Annotated in this window: 9 protein-coding genes; 2 read left to right on the top strand and 7 right to left on the bottom strand. The window is 36.2% G+C overall.

All coding sequences use genetic code 11. The features are described 5' to 3' along the window. Positions 1 to 4: 4 nt before the first annotated feature. The 3 genes from pssA to CJP74_RS01990 all read right to left on the bottom strand — a co-directional run bounded on the left by pssA (position 5) and on the right by CJP74_RS01990 (position 4061). Entirely contained in the window at positions 5 to 1399 is a 1395-nt protein-coding gene (gene pssA, locus CJP74_RS02000; protein ID WP_119496607.1) for a CDP-diacylglycerol--serine O-phosphatidyltransferase, read from the bottom strand. Between the two features lie 119 nt (positions 1400 to 1518). Further along, positions 1519 to 3480 (bottom strand): tRNA(Met) cytidine acetyltransferase TmcA, encoded by a 1962-nt coding sequence (locus CJP74_RS01995; RefSeq protein WP_119496606.1) that lies wholly within the window; start codon positions 3478 to 3480, stop codon positions 1519 to 1521. Continuing rightward, on the bottom strand, positions 3477 to 4061 hold the full coding sequence (locus CJP74_RS01990) for a UbiX family flavin prenyltransferase (protein WP_119496605.1): 585 nt from the start codon (positions 4059 to 4061) through the stop codon (positions 3477 to 3479). The genes CJP74_RS01995 and CJP74_RS01990 overlap by 4 nt, the downstream gene beginning before the upstream one ends. Before the next feature lie 100 nt (positions 4062 to 4161). On the opposite strand from CJP74_RS01990, the gene CJP74_RS01985 reads away from it, so the two are divergent. Further along, positions 4162 to 8532 carry a PD-(D/E)XK nuclease family protein gene (locus tag CJP74_RS01985; RefSeq protein ID WP_119496604.1) on the top strand — a complete coding sequence of 1457 codons (4371 nt, stop codon included), beginning with the start codon at positions 4162 to 4164 and terminating at the stop codon, positions 8530 to 8532. A 188-nt stretch (positions 8533 to 8720) separates the two neighbouring features. Here CJP74_RS01985 and CJP74_RS01980 read toward each other — a convergent pair whose 3' ends face one another. The 4 genes from CJP74_RS01980 to CJP74_RS01965 form a co-directional block, all read right to left on the bottom strand. Beyond that, positions 8721 to 9242, bottom strand: coding sequence for a ferritin (locus CJP74_RS01980; protein WP_119496603.1), 522 nt, complete (start codon positions 9240 to 9242; stop codon positions 8721 to 8723). A 41-nt stretch (positions 9243 to 9283) separates the two neighbouring features. Then, a complete protein-coding gene (locus CJP74_RS01975) occupies positions 9284 to 9772 on the bottom strand; it encodes a ferritin (protein WP_119496602.1) in 489 nt (162 codons plus the stop codon). A 1047-nt stretch (positions 9773 to 10819) separates the two neighbouring features. After that, entirely contained in the window at positions 10820 to 11764 is a 945-nt protein-coding gene (hslO, locus tag CJP74_RS01970) for an Hsp33 family molecular chaperone HslO (protein ID WP_119496601.1), read from the bottom strand. A 271-nt stretch (positions 11765 to 12035) separates the two neighbouring features. After that, positions 12036 to 12452 carry an RNA-binding S4 domain-containing protein gene (locus CJP74_RS01965; protein WP_119496600.1) on the bottom strand — a complete coding sequence of 139 codons (417 nt, stop codon included), beginning with the start codon at positions 12450 to 12452 and terminating at the stop codon, positions 12036 to 12038. Between the two features lie 69 nt (positions 12453 to 12521). Between CJP74_RS01965 and CJP74_RS01960 the strand changes: the two genes are divergently transcribed. Beyond that, a complete protein-coding gene (locus tag CJP74_RS01960; RefSeq protein WP_119496599.1) occupies positions 12522 to 14546 on the top strand; it encodes a DNA recombination protein RmuC in 2025 nt (674 codons plus the stop codon). The last annotated feature ends 79 nt before the right edge of the window (positions 14547 to 14625 follow it).

Here is a 14625-nt window from a genome sequence, read left to right as displayed (position 1 = left end):
TTTTTTAAAATAGTTTTTTCGCTAACTTATCAATAAAGAACCAACGTGCCCGACGTAAGGTTTGTTTTACCCGACGAGGATAATCTCTTTGTGCTTCTATTTGTTGATAAGAGGTTAATTTCGTACAGTGTTGCAACATAAATTGCATTTCATGCTCGGCTCTTTGCTTTAAAAGATAATAAGGATCATAAACTAATAAAGCATTTTCGGCATCTATATTAAAAGAACGTTCGTTAAGATTCGAACCTGTCCAAATATAAAACTTATTGTCTATAGCCAAGCCTTTGGCATGATAAGAGTTATTGTCGTGACGCCAAGCAAAAACTTCAATTTTACCTTCACTGATGAGGTTTTGGTTGTTTTTAAGAAACTTACGTAAGTTTAACTCATATAAGTAAGGTAAAGAATTCGCCGAAGTATAGCTTTGGTCTTCTGGATCAGTATAGAAATCGTTAGCAACCTTATCGCTGAGGATAATTCTTAATTTTACCCCTCGTTTACAAGCTTCAATTAAACGTTTGGTCAGTTGTTTAGTGAAGTTAAAGTAAGGAGTGTAAATAAGAATTTGCTCTTGGGCTTGAGTTATTACCTCAAAAATAGTTTGGTTAATCGGATTGCGTTTACCAATGCCAAATAATGGGGTAATAATTACATGCCCTGGGACAAGATTATTTGCCTTGCCGTCATTGCTTGTTTTAGCGTACTTTAAATTACGTCCGCAGAGAACATTTTGTCTAAAGTTTTTATAATCTAAACGTTCACTTTTACCTGGACGGCTCGAAAGATTATCACTAAATAGGCTAATTGCCGCCTTAGCTCCCGCTAAAGCATGCTCTTGGGCTGTGGCAAAGTTTTTATAGATAAAATCGTAAAAAGTATCAGCTAAAGCCTGATCTTCGATCAGTTGATATCTATCTTGACGATAAGTTTGGTAAGCACAATAGTTATTATTTATTGAAGCCCCTGTATAGAGAATAGTATTGTCAAATACCATCCCCTTAATATGATAGACACCAAAAAGCTCGCGAGCATTACATGGAACCCCATAAATATTTATGCGGCCATGCTCTGACTTGCGATTGAAATTGCTTAGCGTTTGGTAATACCAGTGAGAATTACTTAATTTTTGCTCTTCTCCTAAACGGCTTCTTTGAGCTCGATGGAGATCTAAAAAGACATCGACTTGCAGTTGAGGATTTTTTTCAACTGCATTAATTAGAGCTTGCATTACTAACTGTCCACTTTGGTCATTTTCGAGATAAAGACAGTTAATGAGAATACGTTGACGGGCATTTTTAATGAGCTCTAATAAGCTATTGAGGTACTGTTGTGGATGTTGTAAAAAAGAAATCTTGTTGTCCTCAACAATATACCCTTGATTTATTAAAGTATTTAACATTGTCAATACAAGATCAAGAAACTATTTTTTGCGTAAAAAAATAGTTAAATTGGGAAAATTGATCTTTTAGCTTTTAGCTAAAAGAATACAAAAGTACTATCTATTTTACACTATTTACGCTATTTATTGCCAAATAATTGTGCATAAATTAAACGATAGCTTTTAATATAAGTTTGCGGTTGTTGACTGAGAGTAAGCAAATTCTTTAGCTTTTGGGCATAGGCTGGGTAGACTTTTTCCCAAGCATGGAGTTTTGCCTTATTAGCCTCGGGTGCCAAGCTCAATTGATATAGTTCCCCTAGGGCTTTAATTACCTCTTGCTCGCCATAAAGAGCAAGCAAATTACCCTTGCCTGTTGACTTATTAGCATTAGCGAGATAGCAAACATTAACAAAACCACACGCTTGCCAAAAGGCACTGGTTTGCTCGTGCTGACTATACATAACTAAAAGCTGAGGATAGAGGTCTTGGCATTGTTGCACCATAAACTTACCGAGCCCTAAATGACGATACTCGGGCTTGAGAAAAATACGACTAATGCGAGCTCCTTGCCAATGTCTCAGTTCGTCGCTAAGAGCAAAATATTGCATTAGCGTTTGGATGCCAAGATTACCTGGCGGTAAGCGCGTGCCTGCAATTATTGCTTGCTGAAGCTCAGAGCCTTGGGGCAAGCTTTCGGGAATAAGGTGAACCCCGCCAATTAGTTGCCCTTGATAAAAAAGAGCATATAGCTCTTGCTCGGCAAAGGCACTGGCAAAATCTTGCACTTGATGGCGATAATGGGTTAAATATGCGAGCTTAAAGAACTCTAACTTAGAAGCAAAAGAAGTTAATTTTTGCCACTGCAGTTGGCTAAAATCTAGGTGCTTTATGGCCTGAGGAACTACAGGAGTAAACTTTTTGCCTGTAGCCATCGAAGTATAAGGCAAAGCTTGACTTTGTAAGAGAGTTTCTAAGCTCGTTGTCCCTGATAAAAGCTCTTGCCAACGACTTAGCACATCTGGCACTAAAGCTCGAAAATGCCAATCAAAATAGTACACTTGGAGTTGACGCTGACTTTGCGGAATTACTTTGTGCCATAAGCCTACGCCTGCTCCACTTTCATAACCATCAATGGTAGTAAGAAAAATTAAATGTTGCCAGTCACTTGCGAGAAGTTGCTGTAAGTGTAAAGCAGATAAAGCACTTGCCTCATCTACAAGTAAAACCTTGCCTTGTTCTTGGCAAGCAACCTCTGGAGCCAGGTAAGGGAAATTAGCATAAACTTGACGTTTGCCAAGAGAGGTTATAGCTCCTTGTCCTAAAGCTTGAATTAAATCAAGACTAAACTTAGTTTTGCCTGTCCCTCTTTGCCCTGTAAAGAGCCATAAGGTTTTTTGCGTGCTAGTTTGCAATTGCGCCAACATCTGGGCTAGCTGAGTTTGGTAACTTTGCTGTGCTTGGGCTTTTTGCTGAGCATAGGTATCTTCTTGCTGCCAAAAATGAATTAAATCTTGGTAGTTTGCTAAATAGCTTACTTGCTCTTGAGCAAAAGAATTTGCTTGCTCTTGCCCTAAAGAGTTTGCTTGCTCTTGAGCTAAAGAGTCTCCTTGCTCTTGGGCTAAATAAGCACTCACTTGGGCTAGCTCTTGAGCCGTTTGCACTACATAAGCCAAGTAAGAATTAGCCTCAGCAATCGGGCTAGTAAAAAAGTAAAAATACCCTTGCTCTTGCACTGTAGCTAAACAATAAAGCAGATTGTGGGCATGAAGGTTTTTTTGCTGTTGTGCCAAACTCAAGTGCTCATAATAATAGTTGTAAACTATGCCACTAAAGTTATAGCCCAAAATACGTTTGGCATTGCTTAAGTCAATAAGCATTACTTGGTAAGCCCCAGTGCCTGCTAGCACTTGATTTTTACTATCTAAAAAAGTAAATTGGGCAAGATCCTTGTCTTGCATCTGGGCAAGGAACTCTTGACTACTTGCCCCTAGCCAAGCTGCCACGCCAGCATTAGCTTGGCAAATAGTGGCTAAAGCTTGGAGTTGGGCTTCTAAGTCATGCCCCCAAGCAAAATGTAATTGACGTGGAGAAGGCATCATGATTTTTTTAATCCTTGCCAAGGGGTAAAGATATCAGCAGGATAAGCTATATCAAGTTGATCACATATACGAGCTACTGATTGATTTACTAAATCATCAATAGTTTGCGGATTATGATAAAAAGCTGGGACAAGAGGCATGATTTGTCCGCCATACTCGGCAACCTGAGTCATTAAACGTAAGTGCCCTAAATGTAAAGGCGTTTCTCGCACACAAAGGACAAGTCTACGTCTTTCTTTTAAGTGTACATCAGCACAGCGGGTAATTAAATCACCGTCAAAGCAATTGGCAATGGAAGAAAGAGTTTTAATTGAGCAAGGCACAACCACCATTCCATGCGTTTTAACCGAACCCGAAGAAAGGGCATTACCTATGTCTTGGTAATTATGCACTTGATCGGCTAGAGCTTTAAGTGCAGAAAGGCTGATATTGCTCTCACTTTTTAAAGTCAATTGCCCTGCTGGACTAATAATTAAATGCGTGTAAACCTGCGGTAAGCGTTGACACACTTCTAATAAACGTTGTGCGTAAATAATTCCTGTTGCCCCTGTAATGGCAATCACCAAATGTTTTTGTTCCATAATTTTTAACTTTTTTGTCTATATTATACAAGGAAAAAGTTCCCCTTTAAGCTATAACATCCGCTAAAATATAACTAGCCAAACTCAAGCTTTACTTTATATGTTTAACTTAATTAAATATGACCGCCTTACTCCCTGTTTAGAGTTACTTACCCAAGTAATTAAACAGAAGAATTTACCCCCTTTAGATTTAACGAATCTTGTTAATCTTGCCGAGCAATTTCAGGCACAAGATTTAATTGTGGTGAATAGCGATTTACAACGCTTACAAATTGAAAGCCAACTCAAACAAATTCCTGGCATTCAGGTTTTACCTAAGTTTATTACCCTCAACCAACTTTTTGGGAAAATAATAGACGCTTTTATTTTAAAAATCAATGAACAACAAGTGCGGATAAAAAAAATTAGTCCGCGCCTACTGGAAATTAACACCCAACTAAAAAACTACTCGAGCTCGCACAAACTAATTAATACGAGCAACCTTGAAGCTCTTTCGGTAAATGAAAATAATGCTATTTGGTTAACCAGTCAGCTCTTGCAACAAATGTTACAGGCTCCTGAGCAAAACCCATTTATTGCTAACCTTGCCAAACAAATTGGGGAAATTCAAGACCCCCAAGGGATTAGCTCGGCATTATTTTTTACTGCTCAAGAGTTAAGTAGTCTAGGACGTATCCTGAGCTACTATTATCCTGAACTGGCATATGAACTTATGCAAGATCAAGTTAACTATGAGCAACTGTTAAAGCGAGACTTTACTTGCTCGCCTCAGGAAAAACCTCTGCTCCAAGGGCAACTTGAGTTCTTTAGTGCCTACTATAAAAATATCCATGATTTTACCTGTAATGTTTTAGGGAAAATGCATACGTCTTCTTTTGCGCAGACGCAAAACATTATAATTACCAATCAACAAGCTGTGCTTTTACTTGCCGACTCGGAATTTGAAAGCTCTGATGTTAGTGCGGTAGAAAAAATGCAACGCATTTTTATGTTTGATACTAGAGTTTACAATAGCTCTTATATGCTTATTCTCAAAAAAGCAGCTCATCACTTAAATATCGAAATTAACTATTTTGTTAATACTTTTACGCATTTGCTTTTTGATACTACCTCGCGTCGTACTTTTCTTGATTACCTTGCAGGGCACAACTATAACTTGGATTTTAGTTTAAGAAACTTAAACTACACTAAAACCAACTCAAGTTATAACCTCTTAAGTTTACTGGGCGAAGGTACCAAAAAACGCCTCATAGCTCTACTCAACCATGAAACCTATGCCGAGATTGAGGAAGAAAAAGATAAATATAGTGAAGGTTATATTTTTACGCATCATTTGGCTTACCCTATCCATACCTATGACATGTTTGTTGAACTGCAACAAACTGATGGCTTTTACCCAAGTGACTTACGTAAAAAGCTCACGCAAGTGTTTGGGGAAGTATATAACAAGCTCGAACAAGCTCTAGGCGAGCAAGCTATAACCGAACAAACTGTGGCTCAAGCTCTGCTTAAACAAGATTTAACTGATTTGGTTAAAGTACTACGCAATCCTGGTCATCCAAGCTTACTCGAGCAAATCAAGAACTCATTGCAAGAGTATACTGCCTTTGAGAATAAAGACTTTAGTGACTTTACTCACAACCACAAAAGACAATTTCCCGGCTACTTACACTTGCGAGGCGATGACTCTTTACAAGTAGTGCGTGCCCATACGGCAAGACGCGAACTCGAATATGCTATGGATTTTATCCAACGCGAATTAAGCCAAAATCCAGCTCTCAATTTAAGTGACTTTGTTGTTTTTACTACACATTTACCAGACTACCAAGCCTTAATTCCGCAAGTAGTTCCGCCTGAATTTGCTTATCAAATTCTTAGTAGTGAAAAAAATGAGCAAATTGTTGAAGTAATTCAGTTCATTTTTACCTTAAGCGACAACTACTTAAATATCGAGCAATTTAAAAACTGGTTAAACTTTGCTTGTGTGCAAGATTTTTACCAGCTCAACAATCAAGATCTCGAGTTCTTTACGGCTTTACTCAGCAAGCACCAAGTAAACAATGAAGCTGGTTACAATGGTAAAGATATAGGCAGTGCTAGCCTCTTTAATCATGTTTTACCTTTGCATAACCAAAAACTGCAAACTAATGACTCTAACTCAATTGGCAATAATTTTCCTGTGTTAAATTACAATGCTTGGCAACATGTGTTTCTCCGAGCAAATTTAAATAACAGCTTTAACTATGCTGCCAACCAAGAGTTATTTTTAACTACTTGCTTGCCACAAAGCCAAATGAGTGCAGACTATGCGAGTATCAGTAAACTAAATAGCTTACTTACAGATTTAACCTTGTTTAATCAGTTTACTAATAGCCTCCATACAGGCGACCAATGGCTCGACTTTTTACATAATCTGGGCTTACAGTTTTTTGTTACTCCAGAACTTGAGCGTCAATTTAAACAAGCTTGGCAAGATCTTCACTCACAAATTTATCTAACCCAAGTAGGGGCAACTAAAGTAGATAAGTTCATTATTCAATCTGCATTTTTTGAGGCACTAGCAACTCGCAAAGTGGCTCCGCAACACAATAGCTTAACCTTTGCTAATTTAACTGATCTTAGTGGAACTAGCTTTAAAAATGTTATTTGCTTAGGCTTAAATGCTAATAAGTTCCCTGGCCTCGAAGAAGTAAATACTTACGATTTTACTGCGAGTTACAATAAAATTAGTACTAGTCCTTCGCTATATCAACTTTCCCAGTTGCAGGTGCTCGAGTTATTCAATAATACGCAAAATAAACTTGTTCTGAGTTATATTGGGAAAAATGCCCGTGATGATGAGTTACCGCAGTCAAGTTTACTTAGCGATACTTTAGAGTTTATTAGTAATAATTTATACTTGCCGACGCCTTTACTGCCGCAGCAAGATAATCCTGAACTAAGTAAACACTTATTGAGTATTTTTTACTCTACCCCAAGTACGCCAAGTTACTTAATTGATCTTAACCTAGGTTCTTTTGATTTACGTAACTATGGACAAAATGAATTGCAACTAAGCCAAAGTTTAGATAATGAGTTACTAGCAAAAAATCTTCTCCACACGGCATATCCTAGCTTTAATCGCACTTGGTTAAATCTCGAAGGACAAGCACCAGAACAAGAAGATTTTGCTAACTTTGGGCAAATTCTTGCTTGCTATAAACAAGTGCTCGACCTAAGCAACGATGATAATCTTCTTGTTTATGAACCACATTATCGTCCAAATAGCGAGCATTTAACATTTACTTTTAGCCTTAGAGATCTAAGTAGTTTTATGAGCCTCGATACCGAGCGCTTACAAGAAACAAAAATTTGGCAAAATACGCTCGCAGTTACCTCGACCTATGGTCTAGAAATGAGCGATACAAAAGTTAAATGGAAAGCACACAAAGCTCTAGAAAAACTTTATACTAGCTCAATTAGTGCCGAGCATTTAATGCAAAATCTTTATCTCGAAGGGGACTTTCTTAAAACCACTCTGGTGCAAACTAAACTCAACCCTGAAATTGAAAAATTTATTAATCAAGCTCAGGCTCTCGAGCAAATTAAGCACACTAAGGTTTTTTATAGCCTCAAAGATTTGTATCATTTAGCTCGCAATGCTGATTATCCAGCTCCAGCAAAACTTGACACAGCTTTACATTTTGAGCCTCAAACTACAAGTCTAACCTTTAAGTTAGAGCCCGCATTTATCGAGCGTTGTCGTCAGTTTTTTGCCGAGTATAGTCAGCAACCAGTTTTTGCTCAACTAATTCCTCGCATGCCAATTTACATGCTCCTTGATGAAGTAGAGCAAAAACAGCAAGGTAACAAAGACATCTATGTGCAAATAAATGTCGATAGCTTAGTATGGCAAAATAGTCTAAAACTTGAACTCGAAGACGATAAAATTAAGTTTTGTGAATTACTTGATCTAAAGCGTAAACCTAAAGTTTCTAGTCCTTTAGGGAATGTGGTTACTAATATCAATAACCTCGCACAGATTTTAGCTGCTTGCCAAAATCCGCAAATCCAAAGTCTCTATATTGACTACTTTATTAGCAGTGAAGATCTAAGTAAAATCCAAGAGTTCGAACTCCCAGAAACTCTGGTAAAACTTTGCCATGACCAGCGTTTAGTTTATCAACTTCTGGATCTAACGAGCCAACGCCAAAGCCTGCTCGAAGCAGGAGGCAAGGCTCTGAGCCAAATTCTCAGTTGGTTCTTAGTCGGACGCAATCTCCTTCTACCTAAGGATCAAGAGAGCTTTTTTGTCCAACTTTTTAGTGAAAGGGATATAATTCTGAGTAATCAAGAAAACAATTTAATCAATGAATTATATTCTGGGCAAGAGTACGATATGCTAAAATCCTTTAGTTTTTATCGTAAAAAGACTCAAGTTGCTCTTAACCTTGAGGCTATTAAGTTAGCTCTAGAAAACTTTTACGCATAAATAATGCTCCCAGGATTGCTCTGGGAGCTTCTTTTTGCTAAGAACATAGAGGCTTTTTTTTGCCAACAAAAAAAAGGAGTGGACTAGTAATCCACTCCTTAAAATCACTCTAATTTTAATGTTTTCTAGAAATAATAAATCTCTAGATTGCCACGACTACTCTAGTAGCCTAAGGCTCAGTTGGAGAACTAAGCTACATCTGCAGCTGTATCTGCAGGTAAAGGATATTTCTCACTTAATTCTTTATCGATTAAATAAAGACCTTGACCTTTAGTACCTACAATACCAATTTTACGTAACATTGAAGTTAAGAAGAACTCATCAGCGTGTTGCGTAGTTACTTGAGATTGTAAATTTGCGTAAGTAGCAAAATCTTTGTGTGATAAACATACATCTAAAATGTTGTTAAGGTCTGCTTTATAACCTTTTTCCATTTCATAAATGTACACAAAAAGATCTTCAATATTATCAAACTCACGTAAACCTTCAGGGATTTCACGTAATTCAGCTTGATAACCGCATTCGCTTAAGTATTCAACGCCAGAATTAACGTTGTCTAAAGCTTTTTGTGATAGGCTTAAGAAGTAACCTTGTACTCCTTTTAAAGTTAGGTCATTTGCCCAACCTGAAATATCTAAAAACAGATTCGAGCGGAAGTATTCTTGATTGATTTTGTCGTTTAATAACGCAAGTATGTTTTGATTAATCATAATATGCAACTCCTTGAGTAAATTTAATGTTTAAATGTAAATTAGTGGATAGACTCAATATCACGGTCAACGTAGTAAACAGCAATACCGTCATTACCAGCTATATCAAATTTACCAAGAATGTCAGAGAATAAAGATTCTTCTTCTACTTGTTCATCAACGAACCATTGTAAGAAGTTAAATGTTTTATAATCTTGAGCTTCTTGTGCTACTTTTACACAATTGTTAATTGCTGAAGAAACAAATTGTTCGTGTTGGTAAGCTTGTTCTAATACTGATCTTAAATCTTTAGTCTCAATATTAACCGCAGGAACAACACCTACATGTGGACGTACATTGTTATCTTCAAGATGTTTCCAAATGCGTTTAAAGTGTTGGTATTCTTCTTCAGCGTGTGATTTGAAGAATGAAGCAGCACCTAATAAACCTTGAGTACGGCACCAGTTAGACATTTGTAAGTAAATGTTTGAACTGTGGAGCTCATAGTTTAATTGTTGGTTTAAAACATCAATAACCGATTGTTTTAACATAATTAAATTTCCTTTCTTTTGTTTATTTTTTCTAAATCTTTGTTATAACTTTGACTTGAGCAAAGAACTTATTGCCAAAGCTATGCAACCATAGGTTTGACGATAAATTCTTGACTCTTTTAGTCAAGTATAAGTAAAATTATTTCAATTTTGTTATGCTTCTATTATAGGCCTTAAAATAAAAAATTTAAACAAGCGAGCTTGAAATTTGCCCATTTTTAGGACAAATAAAAATTAAAAAAGAATTATTAACAATAAAAAGTATAATCAGCAAGCCTTAGTGTTAATAATTAACATTTAACTTTAGCACTTTATTAAAAATCAACAAGTTAACACTTGTGCAAATAGCAATAATTACAAATTAAGTCCTCTCTAAATAGGTTTTTTTAGCTTTTAGTGAGCCTAAAAGGCAATTTAGTTCCTGTTATTTTGCCCTAAATTAAATATTTTTCTAAAAGGGCTTGCAAAAATTTTATTGTTAAGTTTAGCTTATTAATTAATTTCCTCACGCCGTTTTTTATTAATTTATTTACCTTAACCTATTGCTCAATTTCTTTTTTCTCAAGCCGAGTTGAAATAGATAGCTTTGGTAACCGAGCCCTTACTTTTGGTTAACAGAGCTCTTACTTTAGTTGTATTTTTATCTTTGCCTCATACTTTTAGTTTGCCTTGGCTAAGTTTTTGCCATGGCTAAGTTTTTGCCATGGCTAAGTTTTTGCCATGGCTAAGTTTTTGCCATGGCTAGGATTTTGGTTTAAGGAGTTATTGACTTAAGCTTTTAAGCAATTTATTTACTTAGCTTCTTATATAAACAGTTAGCTTGCCTTAATTACTTATATAAGCAGTTAGCTTGCCTTAGTTACTTATATAAGAAGTTATCTTGGCTAGTTACATGTATTAAAGGTTACATGTAAGCTTAGCTACTTACATTCCTTGGGTTTAAATTAAGTTATTCTCCTTGCCCTAACACAAGTTACTTTTTTTCATAAGAAAAAACCCGAGGTCAGTTACCTCGGGTCACCTGTCTAAAATAATATAGGAAGTATGTTAATTAGACGTTACAGTATCATTGTTAGCTTTACTATCAATATAGTCTAAAATATCTTTAACTTGATAAGTATATTTTTTGCCACAGCAATTACATACAGCTTCAAGAGTTGGTGAAGTTTCATCTTCTAGTTCTGCACGTCCTAAAGAAGCTATAGCTTTAAAGTATTTTTCTTCTGAACAAGTACATTGGAAGCTCAGATCTTTTTCTTTAGCTAGAGTTACTTGTTCTTGGTTAAATAAACGATAGAGTAAATCAGAAGCAGAAAGTTTTAAAAGCTCGCCGTCGGTTAAAGTATGAGCTAGAGTCGCTAAGCCATTAAAGTCTTCTAAAGTACCTGATTCATCTGGAATAAATTGCATAAATAAACCTGCTGCATTTACATCCCCATGCTCATCAACTTGAGAAGCAATACGGAAAAAGGCAGGAATTTGTACAGATTGACGGTAATAGTCTAAGATCGAATCTTGAATCGAGTTTAAGTTAACGCGAATAATACTTTGGTAAGGTTGCATTTGTCTGTCTGCAAAGTATACCGACATAATTAAGTTAGCTTCAGGATTAATTAAATCCTCAAGTTTTGCTTCTTGCGCAAACTCAGCATTTTCATCTAAATAAGCTACCACACGAGCAGTATCACCTAGTAAGCCTACAGATAGGGCTCTTACTGGAGTACCTTCAGATTGAATAGCTAAAGAAAAGTTACCATCTGTTTTAAGATAGTGTTTTAAAATTGAACCTACCACTAAAAGCTCACCTAAAAGCTTTTTAATTGCAACTGGGTAGTTAACTTGATGTTCAAGCGAATCTTTTAAGGTTTTATGAACGTTGATCCATAAACCTTGTGCTGGTTTTACATCAAATAAAAAGCGATACATGCTATCACGATCAGCTAAACCTAGTTTTTCTTGTTCCGCTGATACGGCAAATTTGTTGTTTGTCATTATTCCTCTGGATATATTTTAAATTAATTTTTTTCAGCTATATTATAGCACTAGAGTCAAGCTTTTTCAATATTTACGTCTAAATTTTAAAATTACTAATGAATTTACCGCTACTTTTAGGTATTTAAACTTCTCAAATTAAAAACTTAAACTCAAACTTCTAGTTCTATATGAGCCCCTCTTCTCTTTTAGGGACAATTTTTTGAGCTAAAAAAGTCAAGTTTCTTTATAATAGAGAACAAAGAAAAAAGCACGCGCTTTTACGTGCTTTTTACTTATAATTATCTAAAGAAGAACGGTCAATTTTGAATTTTTGCAAGGTTCGACGTTCTTTTTTGTTAGGTTTGTGTGCCGAAGCGGTATAAGACATTTTATCTATACGTCTTTGTTCTGCAATTTGCTCACGCAACGCCACACTTTCAGGCGTTTCCTGATAATAATTTTGGGCTACTTTATAAGCTGTACGACGGTTACTTAATTCTTGCACAATTACCGTAATCTTTTCATTACCTTTTTGTAAAGTAATTTGTGCTCCAATCTCTACTTGGCGCGAAGGCTTGGTTCTTTGCCCATTATAGGTCACCTTACCACCTTCTACCATTTGTGTAGCTAGAGAGCGAGTTTTATAAAAACGAGCTGAGTGTAACCACTTGTCGAGACGGACAACTAGTTCATTATCATTACTCATGGATTCTCCTTATATCTTTTTTCCTTGAATATTATAACATTAATAATCACCATTTGAGAACGCAATATTATGAATCAAATTTTACTCATTCCTCTATTTCTTTTACTGCTCCTTTGTTTTTACCTCTGGCATAAACTTAGTCTTAGCAAACAAAACTCGAGCCTCCTTGAAAGCAAACTTATAGATCTAACTAGCGAACACTTAAAAGTAAGTGGCGAACTCGAACAAGTACAGTTTGACTACCAACAAAGCAAAAGTCTGTTTTCCCAACAAGAAACTGAGTTAGCTACCTTAAAAAATACTAACGCCCACTTACAAACTCAAGTAGAACAACAAGAACAAAAAGCTCAAACACACGAGCAAAAGCTCGAAGAACAACGTCAACTTGCTGGACAAGCTCAACTCCAAGCTAGCCTAGGGCAAGAAAAAATTAATCAACTCGAAAAAGAAAAAGAGCAACTAGCCCAAGAGTATCAAGATAAGCTCAATCTGCTTAAACAACAACAGCAAGAACAACTTCTTAGCCTCGAAAAACAACAAAAAGAACGCTTTGTTCAATTACAAGAAGCTTACAAACAACAAGAGCAAGCTACTAAAGAACAGCTCGAAGCTATGCAAGTAATTACCAACCAGAACTTAAAAATCATGCAAGAGAAATTAGAAAATGCTACTTCTAAACTCGTGCAAGGTACTTACGAAAAAAATATCGAGCAATTTAAAACCATTACTAATCCGTTTAAAGAAAAACTCGAAGAGTTTAATAAACGTACTAACGATATCTTAGAGAAAAATCTGCAAAATGATTCTAAATTTGCTACGCAAATTGAAACCTTTGATAAGCAAATTGAAAAAATTCATGCCCAAGCAGATAATCTATCTAATGCCTTACGAGGTTCGGTTAAAAAACTGGGCAACTGGGGTGAACAACAACTTGCAGTGCTCCTTGAAAGTGTAGGTCTCATTCGAGGCACCCACTTTGCTTTACAACCAAAATTTAAATCGGCTGCAGGAAATAGTTTACAACCTGACTGTGTCCTTAACCTACCTAACGGACGTAAAATAATTATTGATAGTAAAACTACTTTAAATGCTTACTACAATGCTTATAACGCCAAAACCAAGGAAGAAGAAACCCTTGAGGCACAAAAACTTGTAAAAAATATTGAAAGCCACATTAACGATCTCAAAAGCAAAGAGTATCAAAAACTCCCTGAACTTAATAGTTTAGATTTTGTTTTAATGTATATTCCGATCGATAATGTCCTTTCTTATATTGCCCAAACAAAACCTGAGGTCTTCTTAGAAGCCCAAAAAGCCAATATTGCTATAGTTACTAACTCAACTCTGTTCCCCCTGCTAACGCTTATTGATAGTATTTGGCAAAGCTATGAACAGTCAAATAATGTGCGTAAACTCATTGAATGGGCAGATAAATTCTTTGCTCGCATGGGTGATATAGCTATACTTACCAAAAAAGTTGGTGATAATCTGAGTACAACTAATAATAACTTTAATAAACTCTTATCTCGCTTAGTAAGTAATAGTGGAGCTCTTCGACGCGTAGAAAAATTTAGTAGCGAAGCTAAAAAAGCTGGAGCTGAACTAGAAAAGCTCCAACCTTTAGCAACTAGTGTTGAACAGCAAAGCCTCAATCAACTTGATAACTTTATTGCTCAGCTACCCCAAGAAGCTACTGCTGACTTCTATGCAGATGTAATAGACGAGGCAGAGTTAGAGCAAGAACAAAGTTTAGTGCTTGGACAAGAGCAGAAACAAGATTTAGAACTTGGAGATGCTCAAGAGCAAGATTTAGAACTTGGACAAGAACAAGAGCAAGATTTAGAACCTGAAGTTGATCAAGCTCAAGATTTAGAACTTGGACAAGAGCAAGAACAAGATTTAGAACTTGGACTCGATCAAGAACTAGATCTAGAGCAAGCAGTTCTAGCTCCTGAACCTATTAGCTATACAGATCCGCTTGCAGATCCTGAACTAGCAGCCCAAATTCAAAGTCAAATGGCAAATGTTTCGGCTCACAATGAAGCAAACTTCTTTGCAGAATATGACCAAATCTTTGCTCCTTTTGATAAATAATAATTTGCCTCTATTAGTTAACTAATAGAGGCATTATTTTTTTCGGCTATAATATAAGAGGATAAAACTTTTTACGTAA

Origin of the sequence: Psittacicella melopsittaci, from assembly GCF_003585925.1 — a bacterium.
In the GTDB taxonomy this organism is placed as follows: Bacteria; Pseudomonadota; Gammaproteobacteria; order Enterobacterales; family Psittacicellaceae; genus Psittacicella; species Psittacicella melopsittaci.
This window is presented reverse-complemented; position numbering and strand designations above follow the sequence as displayed.

Excerpts from the sequence above, each read along its gene's own strand:
- CJP74_RS01995 (WP_119496606.1), bottom strand. The coding sequence starts at position 3,480 with ATGATGCCTTCTCCACGTCAATTACATTTTGCTTGGGGGCATGACTTA.
- pssA (WP_119496607.1), bottom strand. The coding sequence starts at position 1,399 with ATGTTAAATACTTTAATAAATCAAGGGTATATTGTTGAGGACAACAAG.
- CJP74_RS01975 (WP_119496602.1), bottom strand. The coding sequence starts at position 9,772 with ATGTTAAAACAATCGGTTATTGATGTTTTAAACCAACAATTAAACTAT.
- CJP74_RS01965 (WP_119496600.1), bottom strand. The coding sequence starts at position 12,452 with ATGAGTAATGATAATGAACTAGTTGTCCGTCTCGACAAGTGGTTACAC.
- CJP74_RS01960 (WP_119496599.1), top strand. The coding sequence starts at position 12,522 with ATGAATCAAATTTTACTCATTCCTCTATTTCTTTTACTGCTCCTTTGT.
- CJP74_RS01990 (WP_119496605.1), bottom strand. The coding sequence starts at position 4,061 with ATGGAACAAAAACATTTGGTGATTGCCATTACAGGGGCAACAGGAATT.
- hslO (WP_119496601.1), bottom strand. The coding sequence starts at position 11,764 with ATGACAAACAACAAATTTGCCGTATCAGCGGAACAAGAAAAACTAGGT.
- CJP74_RS01980 (WP_119496603.1), bottom strand. The coding sequence starts at position 9,242 with ATGATTAATCAAAACATACTTGCGTTATTAAACGACAAAATCAATCAA.
- CJP74_RS01985 (WP_119496604.1), top strand. The coding sequence starts at position 4,162 with ATGTTTAACTTAATTAAATATGACCGCCTTACTCCCTGTTTAGAGTTA.